Annotated in this window: 18 protein-coding genes, 2 tRNA genes, 3 rRNA genes and 1 pseudogene; 7 read left to right on the top strand and 17 right to left on the bottom strand. The window is 43.8% G+C overall.

Annotation, left to right across the window (positions count from 1 at the left end):
- Positions 1-3 precede the first annotated feature (3 nt).
- The 3 genes and pseudogenes from HYD28_02620 (at position 4) to HYD28_02610 (ending at position 2,405) form a co-directional block, all read left to right on the top strand.
- Positions 4-1,380, top strand: a complete 1,377-nt coding sequence (locus HYD28_02620) for a class II fumarate hydratase (GenBank protein QLE07950.1) — start codon at positions 4-6, stop codon at positions 1,378-1,380.
- A gap of 123 nt (positions 1,381-1,503) precedes the next feature.
- Positions 1,504-1,989, top strand: coding sequence for a hypothetical protein (locus HYD28_02615; protein ID QLE07949.1), 486 nt, complete (start codon positions 1,504-1,506; stop codon positions 1,987-1,989).
- A gap of 13 nt (positions 1,990-2,002) precedes the next feature.
- A pseudogene (locus tag HYD28_02610) lies at positions 2,003-2,405 on the top strand (hypothetical protein).
- Here the strand turns inward: HYD28_02610 and HYD28_02605 are convergent.
- The 13 genes from HYD28_02605 to HYD28_02545 all read right to left on the bottom strand — a co-directional run bounded on the left by HYD28_02605 (position 2,398) and on the right by HYD28_02545 (position 14,111).
- Positions 2,398-2,583 carry a hypothetical protein gene (locus HYD28_02605; GenBank protein QLE10466.1) on the bottom strand — a complete coding sequence of 62 codons (186 nt, stop codon included), beginning with the start codon at positions 2,581-2,583 and terminating at the stop codon, positions 2,398-2,400. The pseudogene HYD28_02610 and the gene HYD28_02605 sit on opposite strands and share 8 nt — an antisense overlap.
- A 65-nt stretch (positions 2,584-2,648) precedes the next feature.
- Positions 2,649-2,966, bottom strand: coding sequence for a hypothetical protein (locus HYD28_02600; GenBank protein ID QLE07948.1), 318 nt, complete (start codon positions 2,964-2,966; stop codon positions 2,649-2,651).
- Positions 2,963-3,601: a hypothetical protein gene (locus HYD28_02595; GenBank protein ID QLE07947.1), complete on the bottom strand. Its 639-nt coding sequence runs from the start codon at positions 3,599-3,601 to the stop codon at positions 2,963-2,965. Before HYD28_02595 ends, HYD28_02600 begins: the two co-directional genes overlap by 4 nt.
- Before the next feature lie 71 nt (positions 3,602-3,672).
- Complete coding sequence (locus tag HYD28_02590) at positions 3,673-4,365, bottom strand: PspA/IM30 family protein (GenBank protein QLE07946.1); 693 nt, start codon at positions 4,363-4,365, stop codon at positions 3,673-3,675.
- A 24-nt stretch (positions 4,366-4,389) separates the two neighbouring features.
- Positions 4,390-4,803, bottom strand: a complete 414-nt coding sequence (locus HYD28_02585; GenBank protein QLE07945.1) for a DUF2170 family protein — start codon at positions 4,801-4,803, stop codon at positions 4,390-4,392.
- Positions 4,804-4,882: 79 nt separating this feature from the next.
- A complete protein-coding gene (locus HYD28_02580) occupies positions 4,883-6,604 on the bottom strand; it encodes a polyamine aminopropyltransferase (protein QLE07944.1) in 1,722 nt (573 codons plus the stop codon).
- A 4-nt stretch (positions 6,605-6,608) separates the two neighbouring features.
- Positions 6,609-7,508, bottom strand: coding sequence for a DUF350 domain-containing protein (locus tag HYD28_02575; protein ID QLE07943.1), 900 nt, complete (start codon positions 7,506-7,508; stop codon positions 6,609-6,611).
- Positions 7,509-7,538: 30 nt separating this feature from the next.
- Positions 7,539-8,471, bottom strand: a complete 933-nt coding sequence (locus HYD28_02570; GenBank protein QLE07942.1) for a CHAD domain-containing protein — start codon at positions 8,469-8,471, stop codon at positions 7,539-7,541.
- 422 nt (positions 8,472-8,893) lie between these two features.
- A 5S ribosomal RNA gene (gene rrf / locus HYD28_02565) occupies positions 8,894-9,008 on the bottom strand.
- A gap of 106 nt (positions 9,009-9,114) precedes the next feature.
- Positions 9,115-12,022, bottom strand: a 23S ribosomal RNA gene (locus tag HYD28_02560).
- Between the two features lie 276 nt (positions 12,023-12,298).
- Positions 12,299-12,374, bottom strand: a tRNA-Ala gene (locus HYD28_02555).
- Between the two features lie 42 nt (positions 12,375-12,416).
- Positions 12,417-12,493, bottom strand: a tRNA-Ile gene (locus HYD28_02550).
- A gap of 76 nt (positions 12,494-12,569) precedes the next feature.
- Positions 12,570-14,111: ribosomal RNA gene (locus HYD28_02545) — 16S ribosomal RNA — on the bottom strand.
- Together the 16S, 23S and 5S rRNA genes with 2 tRNA genes alongside form the textbook arrangement of a ribosomal RNA operon.
- Before the next feature lie 574 nt (positions 14,112-14,685).
- Between HYD28_02545 and HYD28_02540 the strand changes: the two genes are divergently transcribed.
- Positions 14,686-15,219, top strand: coding sequence for a gamma carbonic anhydrase family protein (locus tag HYD28_02540; GenBank protein ID QLE07941.1), 534 nt, complete (start codon positions 14,686-14,688; stop codon positions 15,217-15,219).
- On the opposite strand, the gene HYD28_02535 is transcribed toward HYD28_02540, so the two are convergent.
- Both HYD28_02535 and aroE read right to left on the bottom strand, forming a co-directional pair.
- Positions 15,216-15,470 (bottom strand): DUF1488 domain-containing protein, encoded by a 255-nt coding sequence (locus tag HYD28_02535; GenBank protein ID QLE07940.1) that lies wholly within the window; start codon positions 15,468-15,470, stop codon positions 15,216-15,218. The genes HYD28_02540 and HYD28_02535 overlap by 4 nt on opposite strands.
- A complete protein-coding gene (aroE, locus tag HYD28_02530) occupies positions 15,467-16,291 on the bottom strand; it encodes a shikimate dehydrogenase (GenBank protein ID QLE07939.1) in 825 nt (274 codons plus the stop codon). The genes HYD28_02535 and aroE overlap by 4 nt, the downstream gene beginning before the upstream one ends.
- Positions 16,292-16,332: 41 nt before the next feature.
- On the opposite strand from aroE, the gene HYD28_02525 reads away from it, so the two are divergent.
- From HYD28_02525 to HYD28_02515, 3 genes are all read left to right on the top strand, one after another.
- Complete coding sequence (locus HYD28_02525; GenBank protein QLE07938.1) at positions 16,333-16,764, top strand: group II truncated hemoglobin; 432 nt, start codon at positions 16,333-16,335, stop codon at positions 16,762-16,764.
- Positions 16,765-16,845: 81 nt separating this feature from the next.
- Positions 16,846-18,441: a methyl-accepting chemotaxis protein gene (locus HYD28_02520; protein ID QLE07937.1), complete on the top strand. Its 1,596-nt coding sequence runs from the start codon at positions 16,846-16,848 to the stop codon at positions 18,439-18,441.
- A gap of 66 nt (positions 18,442-18,507) precedes the next feature.
- A complete protein-coding gene (locus tag HYD28_02515; GenBank protein ID QLE07936.1) occupies positions 18,508-18,960 on the top strand; it encodes a hypothetical protein in 453 nt (150 codons plus the stop codon).
- On the opposite strand, the gene hemF is transcribed toward HYD28_02515, so the two are convergent.
- Together hemF and HYD28_02505 are read right to left on the bottom strand one after the other, a co-directional pair.
- The gene (gene hemF, locus HYD28_02510) at positions 18,957-19,907 is read right to left on the bottom strand and encodes an oxygen-dependent coproporphyrinogen oxidase (GenBank protein ID QLE07935.1); all 951 of its coding nucleotides are present in this window, start codon (positions 19,905-19,907) and stop codon (positions 18,957-18,959) included. The genes HYD28_02515 and hemF overlap by 4 nt on opposite strands.
- Positions 19,908-19,909: 2 nt before the next feature.
- The gene (locus tag HYD28_02505) at positions 19,910-20,476 is read right to left on the bottom strand and encodes a threonylcarbamoyl-AMP synthase (GenBank protein ID QLE07934.1); all 567 of its coding nucleotides are present in this window, start codon (positions 20,474-20,476) and stop codon (positions 19,910-19,912) included.
- Between the last annotated feature and the right edge of the window lie 14 nt (positions 20,477-20,490).

The following is a 20,490-nucleotide window of genomic DNA, read 5'->3' as shown; positions in this document are numbered from 1 at the left end:
TTTATGAGCCAATTTAGAACCGAATCAGATAGCATGGGCGAACTACAAGTCCCAGCAGACGCTTTGTATCAAGCTCAAACGCAACGTGCTATCAACAATTTTAAAATTAGTGGCTTAGCCATGCCTAAGCAATTTATCACAGCCCTCGCCTATATTAAGCAAGCCGCCGCACAAAGTAACGCCGCATTAGGTCACTTGAACCAAGGCAAAGCGAAAGCAATTGAGCAAGCATGCCAAGAAATCATCGATGGTAAACACTTTTCAGAGTTTCCTGTTGATGTATTTCAAACCGGCTCTGGCACTAGCTCTAATATGAATGCCAATGAGGTAATAGCGACACTGGCAAGCCAACTGGCAAACGAAACTATTCACCCCAATGATGACGTGAATATGGGACAAAGCTCAAATGATGTGATCCCCACAGCAATTGCTGTAAGTAGCGCTATTAACATCATTTATGAACTATTTCCTAAACTAGATAAACTCAGTCAAAGCTTGCAAAACAAGCAAGCCGAAGTCGGCCATATTGTTAAAACTGGTCGCACTCATTTAATGGATGCCATGCCAGTAAGTTTTGCGCAAACATTAGCTGCATGGCAGTTACAAGTCGATCACGCCATGACAGGTATTCGCCAAGCACTAGAGCGGGTTTGTGAACTTGCACAAGGTGGTACAGCCGTTGGTACTGGTATCAATGCCGATCCAGCGTTTGCCGGTCAGTTTTGTCAGCACTTAAGTGAGAATTTAGGTATTCGCTTTAGCCCGAGCAAAAACTTCTTTTATAACATAGGTTCACAAGATGCTATTGTAGCGCTTTCGGGTCAGCTTAAGGTATTAGCCGTAGCACAGATGAAAATAGCCAATGACCTGCGCTGGATGAACTCAGGCCCTCTTGCAGGTCTTGGTGAAATCGAGCTTCAAGCCTTACAGCCTGGTTCATCAATTATGCCAGGTAAAGTAAACCCAGTAATCCCTGAAGCTGCAGCTATGGTCAGCGCACAAGTTATTGGCAATGACGCCACTATTACTGTGGCTGGTCAAGCTGGTAATTTTGAACTTAATGTGATGCTACCTGTGATTGCCTTAAACATTCTGCAAAGTATCGAACTGCTGGCTAATAGCAGTGAGGCACTTGCAGATAAAGCGATTACCAGCTTTAAAGTAAACCAGAGCAATGTTGATAAAGCACTCGCCAAAAACCCAATTCTGGTTACGGCACTTAATCCGGTGATCGGCTATAGCAAAGCAGCTAAAATTGCCAAATTAGCTTATCAAGAAGGCCGTCCAATTATTGATGTTGCTGCAGAACATACTGATATCTCACGTGAAGAATTGAGTGAGTTACTCAACCCAGCCAAACTAACACAAGGCGGTTTGTAATCCTTTAATACTCCTGTAGCTCTGTGATAACAGAGCTACTTTCTGAAAACTAACGTTTTTATTGCTCCACTTTGAGCAATGTGTATGATAGTGAGTACTTATTCAACGATTTTTAGGTATGTTATGCGCTATCCTCTATTGGCAATTTTATTTCCTGTGTTATTAACTGCGTGCTCTGACGCTGCAACGGGTGGGCAAGCCGAATCAACGGCAACAAGCGATAAACTTGTCGAGGCACCAAAAGCCGTAAAAATAGAAAATACTGAAGAAGTGACTAAAGCAGCTCCAGATAAAGCCACTATCAGCTCAGCCCATGAGCAGCTTAAACAATTAATCGATGATCCAAGCTGTGATAACAGCAGCCAATGTAAAGTATTACCTGTTGGTAGCCGTGCCTGTGGCGGCCCAAGTAGCTTCATTGTTTATTCAACCAAAACAGCTGACACGGCTGAAGTTGAAAAACTTGCAAAAGATATCACTGCCCTTGAAAAACAATTTAACGCAGCGAACGACATGATGAGTATTTGTCAGCATCTAACCGCACCAGGTGCGCAGTGTTCTGCTAATACTTGTGTTAAAATCGAAGGCTCAGCGGCAAGTGTATACTAAGGAATAAGCAATAATGGTTCGTTCATCGACTTTAAAGAAACTTTTCATCACTACAACTATGTTAGCAAGTATTGCTTTAACGGGTTGTGAAACAACAACGTCGGGTAGTTTCTGTGCGCGTTGATTTGAGTGATTTAAATGATCAGCTGAACGATATCGTTAGTAATAATAGTTGTACAGCTAGTTTTCAATGTAAGGTGTTAGAAGTCGGTGAAAGAGCATGTGGTGGCCCAAGCCGCTATGTGGTCTATTCAACATTGAACACGGCACAAGAAAAAGCAGAGCAACTTGCTGAGCAAATTACAGCAGTTGAGAGGTCATCTGGTCAAGCATTAACAGTTAACGACTGTTCACCTGTCTTACCGGTACAATCGCTGTGTATCTCACAGCAATGCCAAGCCATCGAGATTAAGTAAGTAATGCAATAAGGCCGGATACTATCACCACGCTGATGATACAAATCCCGGCCTTATAAATGTATTTTACATGCATTGTATTATGCACCCAGTAAGCATAAATGTAGCGAACAAAGTAACTTGCTGCAGTGCCAAATAATGCAAAAATAACTAAATACGCAAGTAAAATAATATCCACAGTCATGCCACTTCTTTCAAACATCTAGTCTCAGTGTAAGGGCTTAAAGAAGTAAAGGCAAAACCTTAGCTTTTTTTACTATGTTCAATGAGTAATTCAGCAACCCGCTGCTTTACAGCACGCTTATCATCGGCTGCAACACCAAAACGCTCAGCCAATAAGGCAATCTCTTCATCATTTAAGTTAAACGATAAACGCTGCCTGGTTTTTTTCGATTTAACGTCGAGCTCCAAAATCTTACGGATCATATCTGATGGGGTAAGCTCTTGGTCAATTGCTTGTTTTTTTATTGATTTTTGCACTTCACTGCTTAAATCAAACGCCATTTGCGTGGCTCTTACGGCCTGCTCCTGACGCTGCCACTTGGCTTTTGCATCACTCACTTGGCATCCCCAGGAAATAAATCAACAATATCGCTAATTGGTCTAGTTAACGTGAGTGATACTTCTGTTTCACCGCCTTCCCAGATCTCAATATTTAAACTATGTGATTCATCATCAGAGCTTAAACAAATCATTTCACACGGTTCACCGCCTTCGTCTTCGTAACGAGGTAAAGGCTGATTACGGTAATCCTTATTATGGAAATAACACACATAAGGGGCTTCTGTTTGTTTATAGCTTGATGCTAAAAAGTGGCTAAAGCGTTCAGGGCTATTCTGCACATTAATTGCCGTTAGCTCATCTTCATCAAAAATACGAGCGAACTCATCAAGGGTAAAAATCTCATCAACATCATCACGCTGAATTTTGATCGCAAAGTTTGCCCATTGTTCACCGTCATCTGATTCAATTTGCAAAAACACCACTTGGCCAGATTCACTCTCGAGTACCAGCTCATACTCTGCACTACGTTGATACTGATACGTTTGCACATCAATAACACGCAGTGTCTGTCCTTTTAACCAGCTTGGATAAGCGAACGAATCAATCACTGTTAGCATATCACCAACGAGTAATTGGCTTGGATCAGTAAGCTGACGCTCTGGGGCTTTTTTAGATTTAAAAAAGTTAAACATTGGCTGACTCCTTGTTGAAGCAAAAAAGGTAACCCAGTGCGTGGGTTACCTTTTGTCTTTCCGTTAACTGATTAGCTATTTTGTTTTGCTTTAATACGCGCCAAAATATCTGCGCTTTTTGGGTTGGTATCGCCGATACCCGCTTCAGCCATTTTCGCTTTTAAATCATCGCCGTTAGTATCAGCTTCTAATTGCTTAGCCGCACCTAACTGGTCTTGACGGTCTTGCTGGCGTTGTTTAATACGCTCTAGAGACTCGCGTGCTGATGTCATTGATGAACTATTAGTATTTAGCGTGCTGTTAACAGCCATTGTTGCTTGCTGCACACTTTCAGTCGTTTTAACCATCGTTAATTGACGTTGGTTTTCTTTAATCGACTTTTCAGCTTCTTTAACTTGCTGCTTTAGTTGCACAATGTGGTTACTAAAGCCAGCTAACACTTCTTCGTGCTCTGCTTTTTCAGCTTCGAAATCACCAATTTTTTCTGCGATTTCTAATGCTAACGCTTCGTTACCTTTTTCAAGTGCTTGACCTGCATACGCTTCATGTTCTGCAATTGATGCATCTAGTGCGCTAATTTTACGCTTAGTTTGCATCTCTTTTGCCATTACTTCGGTAAGGCTTTTCTTAGCGCGTTGTAAGGCATTTTGTGCATCAGCAATTTCTTGTTCAAAGATACGGATACCGTTTGCATCAACAACTGCTTGTCCTGCTTCACGAGCGCCACCACGTACAGCTGTAAATAGTTTCTTTAAAATACTCATAATCTTAACTCCAGAAATTGCTAATTAATCGTTTAAATAAATGGTCACGGCTTCAAGTGCATCAATCGCATTGTCAGCCAGTGTTACCAACTCATGGGTAATATCATCAAACGATGAATTAACCGATAGCGCGCCAAAAATAGCGTATTTGTCATCAATTTTTGCAAATGCGCTTAATGGAATTGGCACATTTAAACGTAGTAACGTTTCGTTTAACTCATTACGCATATCTGCTTGTACTTCGTTTTCAGCAAACAGGTAGCTAATACACAGTAATTGCTCTTCTGTTTGAGTAACAAAGATAGGTAACTCATCATTCCCATCGACGATAACTTGTAACACATCTTGTTCACCTTCGTTGGCAATCAAGAAAGACTCAAAGCTCACACCTTCTGTTTCAAAAGAAGCCAGTTTGATTGATAGTTCATTTAATTCCATGTCTCACCTTTTTACGTTTTGACATATTATGTCTGAGTTAAGATTTGCATAGCCGACATATTATGTCAACTATAAAATATCAATTTTTGTACAATTCGGTTTCAACTTGCCACGCTTGGCGGTAATAATCATATAAGGTTCCAGAACCTAATCTATTGACTTCTATCGTGTTTACTTGTTCAAAAAAATGATTCGGAAACACAAAAGAAGCCAATAAATATTCTTTACTTACCCAACGAGATGGCACTGGTAATTCGTTAGTTTCACGAATTCGCTGACTTGCTGATTTGCCAGCCGTGGTCGCGATTGTCCAACCCCATTGACCAAACGAAGGAATATTTTGTTGGTATTGCTCAACATAACCAAAGCCAGCTGCTTTCATTGTTTTAGCAATACTTAAAAACGCTTTTTTCGCATGATAAGGCGATGTTGATTGCACAGCCACAGCCCCATCAGGCGCCAACAACTGACGCACATGATTATAAAAATAGTCACTGTACATCTTATTAAGGTCAGGATGGTTAGGGTCTGGTAGGTCAATCAAAATAGTGTCAAAGCGCATGCCTTTTGCCAACATAGCTTCAACTTCTAAAAAGGCATCTGCAATGCGAATATCAGCGCGAGGATCACTCATAGAATGCTTATTTAGCGCTGTTAACCGTGTTCTTATTTCCTCTGGCGCGTCATATTCACCGACCTCATTGCCAAATAAGTTTAACAACTGACCATCTAAATCAACCAAGGTGACATGCTTTACTGGCCACTTCAAAACATCGCGCAATGCAAGCCCGTCACCACCCCCGATGATCAACACGCGGTCATGACGATTTGAAGCCAACATAGCAGGATACACAAGCATTGAATGATAAATTTGCTCATCCACACTTGAGAACTGTAGACGGCCATTGAGGTAAAGATCAGTAATTGCATTCGGCTGATTGCGACTTAAACGCTCGGTTAACACTAAGTGCTGATACTTGGTTGCTTGCGAGTATATGACTTTATCTTTGTATAAAACATTGCTGAGGTTTTTCATCCAGCTGGTGCCAAGCACGAGCACAAGTGCAAAAAACATCAACAACAGTACATGGCAAACCAACAATAACTTAGCGAAGCGAACATGTTGATGATAGCGCCATAAAAACACCAGACCAGCAATAATATTAAACAACGCCGTCCAAGCTGCCGCTTGCATAATTGGCATTGCAAGCATAATGCTTACCCAAATCGCAGCACCGACACCGGCGCCAATATAATCAGCCCCGTAAATAGTACCCGCATTATTTTCTAAAAAGCGACCATAAACCTGCTGGCGAATACGCGCGATCAAAGGGATCTCCATACCAATTAATAGCCCGAGTAATAGGCCAAACACATAGGGTAAGAAACGTGACCACTCCTGTAGCTTTTCAAATACATAGCCGTTAAGGACAGTATCCGCAGGCAGGTTAAAAATTTCAGAGAAGATATGCGGCAATGAATAACTCACAGCGATAACGCTAGCAATCGCTAAAATACAGCCCATGCCGACCAAAGCAATAATACTCTCAAGCCAAGCAAAAGCAGTAAATGCATCTTTAAACCAACGCGCTAAAAAAGCACCGATACCCATAGCGACAATCATGGTACCAATCATGGCATAAATGGCGCTCTCGACCGAGCCTAGAACCCGACCTGCATAATGAGATAGCAGATATTCATAAATAAGGCCGCACCCAGCGAGTACGGCCATAACAGTTATTAATAGGAAGTCATGCCCAAGTAGATTGGCCCTACTTGGGGCGCTTGTTGTAGTAGACACTTAATTAGGCACCTAACAAGGTTGCCATAGTCGAACCTATCGCAAATGAAACCGCTGCAGAGATAGCAGCTACACCTACGTTTTTCTGGCGGTTTACTTCATCTGAAATATCACAGCCTGATAAGATGATTTTGATAGTCACTAAGTGTAATAAAATGAAGGCAACTAAACTTACCGCTGCACTTAATGCCCAGTAACCTAAACTAGCAGCAATGTTGTCAGCCGCATAAGGAGCGATACCTGATGCAGCAGTTAATGCCAATGCACTACCCACTAAAAAGCCAGCGTAACGAATACCCACGGCTAAGTTGCCGTCGATAACCGCTTGTTGCAAGCAGTCACCACTGCGATTAGTACGCTTGAATAACTGCACTCGATATTGGCTGATCAATAGCATCGCAATGCTGCCAATTGCAAAGGCCGCGATCACGATTGGAATACCATGCCAGCCTTCGGTCGCCACCCAAAATAAAGCTGAGCGAATAACAATAGCTACACTCACTACATGACCAAAATCAATCAATGCAGCAGTTGCGTTGCCTTTTACGATTTCGTCATGCAGACTCACTTTACGAAGCGCTACCTTGTCTTGGAAGAAATGACCAAGCTTAATAAGCACAATTGCCATCACACCATAACCTAGCATTTGTAATGCTTCTTGTTGTAGGGTAGGTGCAAATGCGCCGCTGCTTACACCACTAAGAACAATGGCAAGTGCCACAAGTCCGGCCGCAAAACTAATACCAAAAGCAAAATTGTCGCGCTCAGTTATTTCATCATTAGCATGTAAATTAGATACCCAGCCTTTGATAAATTTTAGGCTGACAAATAAAGCGATAATGATTGCAAAGTCGATTGCTAAAGCTTGCAACGACCAAGTTGTTATTCCATTAAATTCATACATATGTTGTAACTCCGGTGGTTATTCTTTTCACTACTTACCGCGGCTAATGCCACGTGATGTTCTGCTCGAGCTGTTTCGTAATGACCCAGAGCTTTTACTGTAACTACTGCTAGAAGCATAGCTACTACGGGTGCGTGGTGGTGTATAGCTGCTTCGGCTTAATCCAGATGCACCACTGCGTTTAGTGGCATACGGACTAGTGAATTGTTTACCCTGGCGTTGATAAGACTGACGAGTACGCGTCTCTACCGTTTGTTGTGCTTTAATCTGTTTTGGGCTCGAATAACGATAACGGCCATAGTCATTGTAATAGCTGTACTTTCTGTTTCTGCTCCAGCGACCATATTCAACTCGGTCGAATACATCGCCCAACATACGATACATCCCATACCAAACCCAAAAGCTTGTACCGTTGCTATTAGTTTGCCACTGCCCATAGTTAGGGTTACCGACCAATTGGTTACCAACGCTTTCACCTTCAGCTGCTTCACTAATAGCGCCAACCCTTGCTAGTGACCCTTGCGACATGTCTGCCAGCATATTGATAGGATCAGTAAGCGCATCTTGAAATAAAGATGGCTTGGCAGCATCACGAATGAGATCAAGTTGATGAAGGGTATCTTCATAAGGTGGTATTAGATAAGTAGACTTAACATCTGCTAAGCGTTGTGTAAGACCTGTATAAATAGCCCCGTCACGGGTCGCATCAAGACTAATTACTCGTGCGATCTCAGAAAGTTGCGGCTGCTGCTCAGCAAGCACCTGTCCGTATTGTTTAAGTATCGTCGCATTACGCAAAGAGCCATTATCAAGCGCTGTACCAAGCTGATTTAATTCAACCTCAGCTTTTTCTATGGATTGTTGTATTGTTTGTTTCAGCTGCTCTTCTTTCGACTCACAGCCCATAAGCAAGCTTACCAAACAAAACAGGCTAATAAGTTTCCAAGCTTTTATTTGAGACATTCATGTCACCTGATTGTGGTTTAAAAACGCAAATAGTTTTACATAGCTCAGGTACTAAACCAAGATTAAAATTGCAACAAAGGGTAAATTTGGTTGGTACATTGGGTAGATCGCAGCGAAACCCAACACAGAGCTATCAGATTTCAGCCGTCAGCGTTCAGCCGCTTTGTGGAGGTGTTTGGTGCTGAGTCTCCCTCTGCCAGAGGCTCTAGGCAAAGTGTACTTGTAGGAATGGATTCAGCCATGAATGTGTTTGTTAAGGTCTAGATTCGGCACTAACGTGCCTCCTACAAAGTTTTGTTGCTGAGGGAAACTCTGCACTATACAACCCCACATTTCAGCTGACGTCTGACGGCTGAAAGCTGACAGCTCCAGACGCAAAAAAGCCCGACTCTTTCGAATCGGGCTTTCTTTAATTTGGAGCCTGGCAATGTCCTACTTTCACATGGCAAATGCCACACTATCATCGGCGCTGTTTCGTTTCACTACTGAGTTCGGCATGGGGTCAGGTGGGTCCAAAACGCTATTGTCACCAAGCAAATTTGGGTTGTTAATCGCCTTAGCAATTAACTAAAATTCGGAATTCTGATATCAAGTAAATGTCTACTTTAGTTTCTTAACTTCTGTCTGTTACGCTGTCATAAAACGCGTTTGGCGTTGTATGGTTAAGCCTCACGGGTAATTAGTACAGGTTAGCTTAATGGCTCGCACCACTTCCACATCCTGCCTATCAACGTTGTAGTCTTCAACGGCCCTTCAGAGACTTTAAAAGTCTAGTGAGAACTCATCTCGAGGCCTGCTTCGCGCTTAGATGCTTTCAGCGCTTATCAGTTCCGAACGTAGCTACCGGGCAGTGCCATTGGCATGACAACCCGAACACCAGCGGTTCGTTCACTCCGGTCCTCTCGTACTAGGAGCAACCCCTCTCAATTCTCAAACGCCCACGGCAGATAGGGACCGAACTGTCTCACGACGTTCTAAACCCAGCTCGCGTACCACTTTAAATGGCGAACAGCCATACCCTTGGGACCGACTTCAGCCCCAGGATGTGATGAGCCGACATCGAGGTGCCAAACACCGCCGTCGATATGAACTCTTGGGCGGTATCAGCCTGTTATCCCCGGAGTACCTTTTATCCGTTGAGCGATGGCCCTTCCATTCAGAACCACCGGATCACTATGACCTACTTTCGTACCTGCTCGACGTGTCTGTCTCGCAGTTAAGCTGGCTTCTACCATTACACTAACCGTACGATGTCCGACCGTACTTAGCCAACCTTCGTGCTCCTCCGTTACTCTTTGGGAGGAGACCGCCCCAGTCAAACTACCCACCAGGCACTGTCCGTAATCCCGATTAGGGACCAACGTTAGAACATCAAAACTACAAGGGTGGTATTTCAAGGACGGCTCCACAAAGACTAGCGTCTCTGCTTCAAAGCCTCCCACCTATCCTACACATGTAGGTTCAATGTTCAGTGCCAAGCTGTAGTAAAGGTTCACGGGGTCTTTCCGTCTAGCCGCGGGTACACAGCATCTTCACTGCGATTTCAATTTCACTGAGTCTCGGGTGGAGACAGCGTGGCCATGGTTACACCATTCGTGCAGGTCGGAACTTACCCGACAAGGAATTTCGCTACCTTAGGACCGTTATAGTTACGGCCGCCGTTTACCGGGGCTTCGATCAAGAGCTTCGTCCGAAAACTAACCCCATCAATTAACCTTCCGGCACCGGGCAGGTGTCACACCGTATACGTCATCTTGCGATTTTGCACAGTGCTGTGTTTTTAATAAACAGTCCCAGCCACCTGGTCACTGCGGCTCCCGTCCGCTTAGAGAGCAAGTCTCATCACAGATAGGAGCGTACCTTCTCCCGAAGTTACGGTACGATTTTGCCTAGTTCCTTCACCCGAGTTCTCTCAAGCGCCTTAGTATTCTCTACCTGACCACCTGTGTCGGTTTGGGGTACGATTCGGTATAATCTGAAGCTTAGAGGCTTTTCCTGGAAGTATGGCATCAACAACTTCACACCCTTGGGTGCTCGTCTCGTGTCTCAGTCTTAAGAGTCCGGATTTTCCTAAACTCTCAACCTACTCACTTTCACATGGACAACCAACGCCATGCTTGTTTAGCCTGCTCCGTCCCCCCATCGCAATTATACCAAGTACGGGAATATTAACCCGTTTCCCATCGACTACGCCTTTCGGCCTCGCCTTAGGGGTCGACTTACCCTACCCTGATTAACATGGGATAGGAACCCTTGGTCTTCCGGCGTGCGGGTTTTTCACCCGCATTATCGTTACTCATGTCAGCATTCGCACTTCTGATACCTCCAGCATACCTCCCGGTACACCTTCAACGGCTTACAGAACGCTCCCCTACCACTCAAACAAAGTTTGAATCCGCAGCTTCGGTGCATAGTTTAGCCCCGTTACATCTTCCGCGCAGACCGACTCGACCAGTGAGCTATTACGCTTTCTTTAAAGGATGGCTGCTTCTAAGCCAACCTCCTGGCTGTCTGGGCCTTTCCACATCGTTTCCCACTTAACTATGACTTTGGGACCTTAGCTGGCGGTCTGGGTTGTTTCCCTCTTCACGACGGACGTTAGCACCCGCCGTGTGTCTCCCGGATAGTACTTTACGGTATTCGGAGTTTGCAAAGGGTTGGTAAGTCGGGATGACCCCCTAGCCTTAACAGTGCTCTACCCCCGTAAGTATTCGTCCGAGGCTCTACCTAAATAGATTTCGGGGAGAACCAGCTATCTCCCGGTTTGATTAGCCTTTCACTCCTAGCCACAGGTCATCCCCTAACTTTTCAACGTTAGTGGGTTCGGTCCTCCAGTTGATGTTACTCAACCTTCAACCTGCCCATGGCTAGATCACCGGGTTTCGGGTCTATACCTTGCAACTAAACGCGCAGTTAACGCTCGCTTTCACTACGGCTACCCTAATCGGTTAACCTCGCTACAAAATATAAGTCGCTGACCCATTATACAAAAGGTACGCAGTCACCCTCGAAGGGCTCCTACTGCTTGTACGTACACGGTTTCAGGTTCTATTTCACTCCCCTCACAGGGGTTCTTTTCGCCTTTCCCTCACGGTACTGGTTCACTATCGGTCAGTTGGGAGTATTTAGCCTTAGATGATGGTCCACCTATATTCAGTCAAAGTTTCACGTGCTCCGACCTACTCGATTTCACTTAAGATGCATTTTCGTGTACGGGACTATCACCCTGTATCGTCAAACTTTCCAGAATGTTTCACTAACACATAATAAGCTTAAGGGCTGGTCCGGTTTCGCTCGCCGCTACTTCCGGAATCTCGGTTGATTTCTGTTCCTACGGGTACTTAGATGTTTCAGTTCTCCGCGTTCGCCTCGTTAACCTATGTATTCAGTTAACGATACCTGCAAGCAGGTGGGTTTCCCCATTCGGAAATCCTAGTCTCAAGCGCTTTTTACTAGCTTGACTAGGCTTATCGCAAGTTAATACGTCCTTCATCGCCTCCAACTGCCAAGGCATCCACCGTGTACGCTTAGTCACTTAACCATACAACCCAAACGGGTCTTTGTTAGTGACAGCTGTTAACTTCGCCAGAAGTTAATTCATCAAATAATGATGAGAATACTAAAGTAGATACCAATTAATCTTTCGATTAATGGCATATTTTTACTTTTGAAAACTCTTTATAGATACGAATATCTATAAGAATTTTAATATCAGCTTTCCAAATTTTTAAAGAGCAAGAGAATAAACTTCTCAAAATTAAACACACTCTATTCTCAAGCAGTTTATTACCTGATTAAGAATGTTTATTTTTAAGGAGTAAAAGTGGTGGAGCTAAGCAGGATCGAACTGCTGACCTCCTGCGTGCAAGGCAGGCGCTCTCCCAGCTGAGCTATAGCCCCACATATGCTGGTACTTACTGTTTAGTTTCCACTTCAAAGAAGTGGTGGGTCTGAGTAGATTTGAACTACCGACCTCACCCTTATCAGGGGTGCGCTCTAACCAACTGAGCTACAGACCCAAACAATAAGTGTTGTTCTCTTTACAATCAACAATCATCTGTGTGGACACTACGAACAAATAAGTTCTAAATCGTATAAGGAGGTGATCCAGCCCCAGGTTCCCCTAGGGCTACCTTGTTACGACTTCACCCCAGTCATGAATCACTCCGTGGTGAACGTCCTCCCGAAGGTTAGACTATCCACTTCTGGAGCAACCCACTCCCATGGTGTGACGGGCGGTGTGTACAAGGCCCGGGAACGTATTCACCGCATCATTCTGATATGCGATTACTAGCGATTCCGACTTCATGGAGTCGAGTTGCAGACTCCAATCCGGACTACGACGCACTTTAAGTGATTCGCTTACCCTCGCAGGTTCGCAGCACTCTGTATGCGCCATTGTAGCACGTGTGTAGCCCTACACGTAAGGGCCATGATGACTTGACGTCGTCCCCACCTTCCTCCGGTTTATCACCGGCAGTCTCCTTAGAGTTCCCGACCGAATCGCTGGCAACTAAGGATAGGGGTTGCGCTCGTTGCGGGACTTAACCCAACATCTCACAACACGAGCTGACGACAGCCATGCAGCACCTGTATCAGAGTTCCCGAAGGCACCAAACCATCTCTGGTAAGTTCTCTGTATGTCAAGTGTAGGTAAGGTTCTTCGCGTTGCATCGAATTAAACCACATGCTCCACCGCTTGTGCGGGCCCCCGTCAATTCATTTGAGTTTTAACCTTGCGGCCGTACTCCCCAGGCGGTCTACTTAATGCGTTAGCTTTGAAAAACAAGTCCGAAGACCCGAGCTTCTAGTAGACATCGTTTACGGCGTGGACTACCAGGGTATCTAATCCTGTTTGCTCCCCACGCTTTCGTACATGAGCGTCAGTGTTGACCCAGGTGGCTGCCTTCGCCATCGGTATTCCTTCAGATCTCTACGCATTTCACCGCTACACCTGAAATTCTACCACCCTCTATCACACTCTAGTTTGCCAGTTCGAAATGCAGTTCCCAGGTTGAGCCCGGGGCTTTCACATCTCGCTTAACAAACCGCCTGCGTACGCTTTACGCCCAGTAATTCCGATTAACGCTCGCACCCTCCGTATTACCGCGGCTGCTGGCACGGAGTTAGCCGGTGCTTCTTCTGTAAGTAACGTCACAGCTAAGTGCTATTAACACTTAACCTTTCCTCCTTACTGAAAGTGCTTTACAACCCGAAGGCCTTCTTCACACACGCGGCATGGCTGCATCAGGCTTGCGCCCATTGTGCAATATTCCCCACTGCTGCCTCCCGTAGGAGTCTGGGCCGTGTCTCAGTCCCAGTGTGGCTGATCATCCTCTCAAACCAGCTAGGGATCGTCGCCTTGGTGAGCCATTACCTCACCAACTAGCTAATCCCACTTGGGCTAATCTTATGGCGTGAGGCCCGAAGGTCCCCCACTTTGGTCCGTAGACATCATGCGGTATTAGCAGTCGTTTCCAACTGTTGTCCCCCACCATAAGGCATATTCCCAAGCATTACTCACCCGTCCGCCGCTCGACGCCAGAGGTGCAAGCACCTCTTCGTTTCCGCTCGACTTGCATGTGTTAGGCCTGCCGCCAGCGTTCAATCTGAGCCATGATCAAACTCTTCAATTAAAAGTTTTTTCTGTCCCGAAGGACATGCTCAATGAATTCTGAATTTTGATTCTTTCGAATCGAATTGACTGTGCTGAAACAAGTAAACTTGTTTCCGTTGGTCACTCAGTTCAATTGAGACTCTAAATTTGCTTGCGTCATCTAGCGAACTAGAATCTGCTGTTAGAACTCAATCTGTACGAGTGCCCACACAGATGATTGCTTTATATTGTTAAAGAACGTTGCGACGTTGTCGCTAGGGATGCGTATAATACATCCTTAATTTTTCGAGTCAACACTTAATTTCAAACTTTCTTTCGATAATTTGAAACCGAAGTTTCACTTAACTCTCTGCTACGTTGTTTAGCGTCTTTCGTTGCTGCCCGCCGTGTCAGTGGGGTCGCATTATAGGGAGATGGATTTTTTACGCAAGCACTTTTTTCAATAAAATTTAAAAAAATGTACTGTTCGCTCAGCTTTTGAACTAAACACCCTAAAACTGGCTGTTTTACAATCAAATTAGGGGCCTTTTGATGTATTTCTTTACTTCGCTGTTACACTAGACTGAGCGCATTTTTAAAATTTAAGGTGAATTTATGACTATCCGTTCTTATAAAGGGATCACTCCGACATTCGATAATAGTGTTTATATTGATGAGTCATCAGTTTTAGTAGGTGATATTTCGCTTGGCAAGGATTCAAGTGTTTGGCCTCTTGTTGCTGCGCGTGGTGATGTTAACTATATCCGTATTGGTGAGCGTACGAACATTCAAGACGGCAGTGTTTTACATTTAACTCGTGCCTCTAAGTCAAATCCAGATGGTTACCCTCTTATAATTGGAGATGATGTCACTGTTGGCCATAAAGTCATGCTACACGGCTGCCAACTTGGTAATCGTATTCTTGTGGGGATGGGTGCAATAGTGATGGACAATGTAATTGTTGAAGATGATGTGATCATTGGTGGTGGTTCATTGGTCCCACCTAATAAGCGTTTAGAGTCAGGTTACTTATATGTAGGTAGTCCGGTTAAACAGGCCCGCCCTTTAACAGAACAAGAGCGCGCCTTTTTAAAAATTTCTGCTGACAATTATGTTCAGCTTAAAGATGAATACTTAGCTGAGGGCTAAAACACCTCGGTTAATTCAATTTGTCCTGCCGAGTTATACTGTTCATCTTCGATCAGTTTCTCGGCGAGCTCTTCGTAATCGAAACGATAAGATTCAAAGTAATTAACTGCGCTGCTTTGGGCGGCAAAATCATACTTGCTGGTATCAATAATACACTCCACCATCAAGCCACTTACTTGAGCAAAGAACACCAACTGCTTTTCATCGGGCTTAAATTCAAGTCGGTCGATAAATTGGATAGCTTGATTCACGCAATTTCTCCTGCTTTAAGCGCGTTCACAATGGGAAGAATTTCTGGCATTTTATTGCGCCATACAAAATAAGCTTGTGCAGCTTGGCCAACCAGCATGCCACAACCATCGAGTGTTAAACATGTTGGGTTAATCGACTTAACCCATCTAATGAATGCCGTATCATCATTCGCGTAAAACATATCGTATGCGCACTGACACTTTGTAACGTGCTGCTGTGCTATACCTGGCAAGTCTCCAGTTACACTACTTGATGTAGAATTGATAACCACATTATAGTTACTTGCTGGGATATCATTTAAACCACAACCTTGCACATCTATCTCCCCCTTAAAATGACTTGCAAGTGCTTGCGCTTTTTCAACGGTACGGTTGGCTATTGTTAAGCTTTCGATTTGTTCATTCAATAATGGTTGAATGACACCTCTCGCCGCACCACCCGCTCCAATAAGAAGTACTCGCTGACCTTTTAAAGTGACATTATTGGCTAAAAGGTCTTTAACCAGCCCTACACCATCGGTGTTATCACCGAGTAAGCGGCCATCTTCGAGTTGTTTAATGGTATTAACGGCCTCGGCTATTTTTGCTTGTTCTGTTAGTTCATCTACCATGGCAAAAGCCTGCTCTTTAAATGGCAAAGTGACATTAGCCCCTTTACCACCAGCAGCGAAAAACCCAGTGACAGTTTTTTCAAATGCATCTGTTGGTGCTAAAATGGCGCTGTATTCGATTTGCTCGTTTAATGATGCAGCAAATTGTGCGTGTATTGCGGGTGATTTCGAATGTTTGATTGGATTTCCAAAAACCGCGTATTTGTCCATAGTGAAGCAACCTCTTCGCCCTGTAGAGCTTTATTAATATTATGATTAAACGACTTTTTTCTAAATCGAAACCAATGCCTGAAACGCCTACCCCAGAAAAAACACCTTATGAAATTATTGGTGGTGAAGCAGGAGCTCGAGCAATTGCAAATCGATTTTACGACATAATGGCCACTGATGAATACGCCAAACCATTATATGATATGCATCCTCAGCCTTTAGATAGAATTCGCCAAGTATTCTTTGAGTTTTTATCTGGCTGGCTGGGCGGCCCCGACCTATTTGTTGAAAAATATGGTCACCCGATGCTAAGAAAGCGTCACATGCCTTTCCCTATTGATCAAGACTTACGTGACCAATGGATGCATTGTATGAATAAAACGCTCGATATCGAAATTGATAACCCACTACTTCGCGAAGGGTTAAGACAATCTTTATCGCAACTCGCCAGCCATATGATCAATCAAAACTAACTAAGCTTTGCGCTATATCAATGTACGCTTTTTTTAAATAAAGATAATAAATTTTCCTTAATTTAGAAAAAGCGTCGTCGCATGAAATCAATCCAATTTAAAATTTATGCCCTGTTGGCACTGACAGGCGTATTGGTATTATTTGCCAGTATATTCAGCAGCGCCCAGCAACAACATGAATTAGCGCAAGATACCGTTGAAAGTAACATAAAACTGCTTGCCGATAATTACTTTGATTCTATTAACACCATGATGCTAACTGGCACTATGGCTAATCGTGAAATTCTGAGTACTAAATTAAGAAGCCACCCTAATATTGAAGATGCCCATATCATACGTAGTCCAATCGTTAATAAAATTTATGGGTCAGGAAATCCCAACCAGGTTGCGACTAACGATACTGAGCGAAAAGCACTGACAGGTACTGAAACATTATTTATTGATAATCAAAATAGCACGATGACCTATCTGAAGCCTATGTTTGCTCGTAGTGATTATAAAGGCACTAATTGCTTAGGCTGCCATCAAGCGCAGGAAGGTGATGTATTAGGAGTAGTAAAAATTAGTTATTCGTTGGCTGATATTGAGCAAGAAGTATCACAAAACACCTTAATGAATACACTGCTATTAACTGCTATTTTCATTTCTGCATTTTCACTGCTGGCAGTGATGTTTAGAAAAGTATTTATTAAACGCTTGAAAGTCATTAGTCATACTATGCACTTAGCAACCACCAATAAAGATTTAAGCCTCACTGTAGACGACAGCAATAATGACGAACTGAGCTCACTTGCCACCAGCTTTAATCACATGATTGGCGCCTTTAAGGATAATATTGCGCAGGTTTCCCACTCTTCTAAGGTATTGATCCATTCAGCCGAAAGCATTTATGCCTCAGCAGATGCCACGGAACAGGCTATCTTAAAGCAAAAGCAAGGAACAGACTCTGTCGCTGCCGCCATCAATGAACTCGAAAGTTCATCAAGCGAAGTTAAAAACACCACGCATTTTGCTTCTGAGAAATCAGAACACAGTAACCAACTTGCACAGCAAAGCTTGCATGTTGCAGAACACACTGAGCAAAGTATCAATCAACTTGCGGCTGATGTTAGAGCGGCCGCCGAGCAAGTAACTCAATTACAAACCCAAACGTTAGACGTTGGTAAAGTACTTGAGGTGATCAGTAGTATTGCTGAACAAACTAACTTACTTGCGCTCAATGCGGCTATTGAAGCCGCCCGTGCTGGAGAAGCTGGTCGAGGATTTGCCGTTGTTGCCGATGAAGTGCGCACTTTGGCAACCCGCACCCATGACTCAACCGACGAAATTCGCCGCACTATAGACAAATTACAAAGTGAAGCGGCACACACCGTTAATACTATGAATAACTCTTGTGAAGAAGCAGACGAGCGTGCAGTCCAAGTTAAGCAAGTAGCTAAAGCATTACGTGATATTTCTTCACAAATGAGTGAGATAAATCAGCTTAACGTGCAAATTGCTGATGCCACTGAACAGCAAAATTTGGCGGCTGAAGAAATTAACCAAAGCGTTATAGCAATTAGTGATAATGCCGAGCACTCATTAGTCGATGCGCATGAAAACCAAAAAGTCAGTGAAGAGCTGTTGTCGTTAGCACGTTCACTGGATGAGCAAGTAAGGCGCTTTAAATTAAGCTGAATTGCACGTTTTTTATGCAACTGCTAGAGTTGTTATGAGTATTTCATAGTAAATAAGGATGTTTAAATGAAATTTATAACAACTCTTTTAGTCTGCATTGGTATTAGTGCGGCGCTACTATTGACCTATCAGTACAGCGTGAATGATTCCGCTAATCAAATAAGCACTATTAATGAATATATTTATCATGACGATATTCAGCAAATTGCTCAATCACTTCTCAGCCAAGGTAAAACGTCACAAAGCGATAAGCTTGAACAAAGTATTGTTGATGGTTTTGATAAGCTTATTCAGCACCCTGAATATTTTGAAGTGAAACTTGATTTCTATGCCTGTGATATCAGTCAGTGCTTAACACAGGTTAGCGCACCTATTGATACAACATCTGATCAGCTAGAGATATTAAAAGCAGAAGTGCTATTTAGTGTATTGGCAGAGCTGCCTAACAGTGACAGTGTTGCCACCCTAGTTGAGGGTGACAACATAATGTTGATTAGAGTGGTTTCAATACTTGATTAAAGCTGCCACTGGCGTGCAACTAGATCAGATTCTTTGCTATTTAACCAGTCTTGAGGGCGTAAATAGTACTGATACAGCTTAGCCTCTGGGCTGTCTGCAGCTGGTACATAGTTATATTCCCAACGTGCTAGTGGTGGCATCGACATTAAGATAGACTCAGTGCGTCCACCTGTTTGTAAGCCAAATAATGTTCCGCGGTCCCAAACAAGATTAAACTCAACATAACGACCACGACGATACAATTGGAAGTCGCGTTGTTGCTCAGTTATTGGCGTGTCTTTACGGCGCTCAATAATAGGTAGGTAAGCATCTAAATAACCATTTCCTACCGCCTGCATGAAAGCAAAGCTTTGTTCAAAGCCAAGCTCATTTAAATCATCAAAAAATAAGCCACCAACACCACGTGTTTCGTCGCGGTGTTTTAAATAAAAGTAATCATCACACCAGTTTTTATATTTGTCGTAAACCTCTGCACCAAATGGCTGGCATAAATCGCTTGCCACCTGATGCCAATGTTGTACATCTTCAAATACAGGGTAAAAAGGCGTTAAATCAAAACCGCCACCAAACCACCAAATTGGCTCTTCGCCTTCTTTTTCGGCAATAAAGAAACGCACGTTGGCATGGCTAGTTGGAATATGTGGGTTATTAGGATGGATCACTAATGACACACCGCATGCATGAAAGCTACGACCAGCGAGCTCTGGACGATGCGCTGTTGCTGATGCTGGCATTGAAGCACCAAACACATGCGAGTAATTCACCCCACCCTGTTCAATGACATTGCCACCTTGGATAACACGAGTACGGCCACCGCCGCCTTCTGCACGTTGCCAATTATCTTCAACAAACTTTGCTTTGCCGTCGGCACTTTCAAGGCCCTGACAAATTGTATCTTGCAAGGCCATTAAATAGGTTTTAACTTGTTCGAGTAGCTCGCTTTGCATGTTTATCCTCTAAATACTTTTCCGGTCGCTGCGTCTTTGATCACACTTGGTTGGCTGTTGCCACCTAACGGCTCATCAACATAAAAATCTACCGTATCAGCAAATTCGCTTTTCGCTTGTGCGATAGTCATTACCGTTTCTTGACCAGTTAAGTTTGCACTTGTTGAAACCAAAGGCTTACCAAATTGCTGACACAAAGCTTTTACCGTCGGATGATCAGTAACACGCACAGCAATAGTATCAAACTGACCTGTTAACCACTTTGGCGTTTCTTTTGCAGCTGGCATCACCCAAGTGATAGCTCCTGGCCATTGTGAAAAGATATCAGCACGTTTATCCATTGGGATTTTGGCATCATCTACATACTTTAATAACTGGCCATAATTGTCAGCAATTAAAATTAAGCCTTTTTCTACAGGGCGTTGTTTGATGGCTAAAAGCTTTTCAACCGCGGCTTGGTTATCAGGATCGCAACCAAGACCAAAAACAGCTTCGGTTGGATAAACAATCACGCCACCTTGCTGCAAAGCATCAATTGCATTGGTTGGTTGTGCAACAGGATCAGACAAAGAAACTCTCCTAA

It is taken from the genome of Pseudoalteromonas shioyasakiensis, from assembly GCA_013391845.1.
Taxonomy (GTDB): domain Bacteria; phylum Pseudomonadota; class Gammaproteobacteria; order Enterobacterales; family Alteromonadaceae; genus Pseudoalteromonas; species Pseudoalteromonas apostichopi.
This window is presented reverse-complemented; position numbering and strand designations above follow the sequence as displayed.

Bases quoted from the DNA above. Each gene is read 5' to 3' on its own strand.
- HYD28_02620 (QLE07950.1), top strand. From the start codon at position 4: ATGAGCCAATTTAGAACCGAATCAGATAGCATGGGCGAACTACAAGTC.
- HYD28_02615 (QLE07949.1), top strand. From the start codon at position 1,504: ATGCGCTATCCTCTATTGGCAATTTTATTTCCTGTGTTATTAACTGCG.
- HYD28_02595 (QLE07947.1), bottom strand. From the start codon at position 3,601: ATGTTTAACTTTTTTAAATCTAAAAAAGCCCCAGAGCGTCAGCTTACT.
- HYD28_02590 (QLE07946.1), bottom strand. From the start codon at position 4,365: ATGAGTATTTTAAAGAAACTATTTACAGCTGTACGTGGTGGCGCTCGT.
- HYD28_02585 (QLE07945.1), bottom strand. From the start codon at position 4,803: ATGGAATTAAATGAACTATCAATCAAACTGGCTTCTTTTGAAACAGAA.
- HYD28_02575 (QLE07943.1), bottom strand. From the start codon at position 7,508: ATGTATGAATTTAATGGAATAACAACTTGGTCGTTGCAAGCTTTAGCA.
- HYD28_02570 (QLE07942.1), bottom strand. From the start codon at position 8,471: ATGTCTCAAATAAAAGCTTGGAAACTTATTAGCCTGTTTTGTTTGGTA.
- HYD28_02540 (QLE07941.1), top strand. From the start codon at position 14,686: ATGACTATCCGTTCTTATAAAGGGATCACTCCGACATTCGATAATAGT.
- aroE (QLE07939.1), bottom strand. From the start codon at position 16,291: ATGGACAAATACGCGGTTTTTGGAAATCCAATCAAACATTCGAAATCA.
- HYD28_02525 (QLE07938.1), top strand. From the start codon at position 16,333: ATGATTAAACGACTTTTTTCTAAATCGAAACCAATGCCTGAAACGCCT.
- HYD28_02520 (QLE07937.1), top strand. From the start codon at position 16,846: ATGAAATCAATCCAATTTAAAATTTATGCCCTGTTGGCACTGACAGGC.
- HYD28_02515 (QLE07936.1), top strand. From the start codon at position 18,508: ATGAAATTTATAACAACTCTTTTAGTCTGCATTGGTATTAGTGCGGCG.
- hemF (QLE07935.1), bottom strand. From the start codon at position 19,907: ATGCAAAGCGAGCTACTCGAACAAGTTAAAACCTATTTAATGGCCTTG.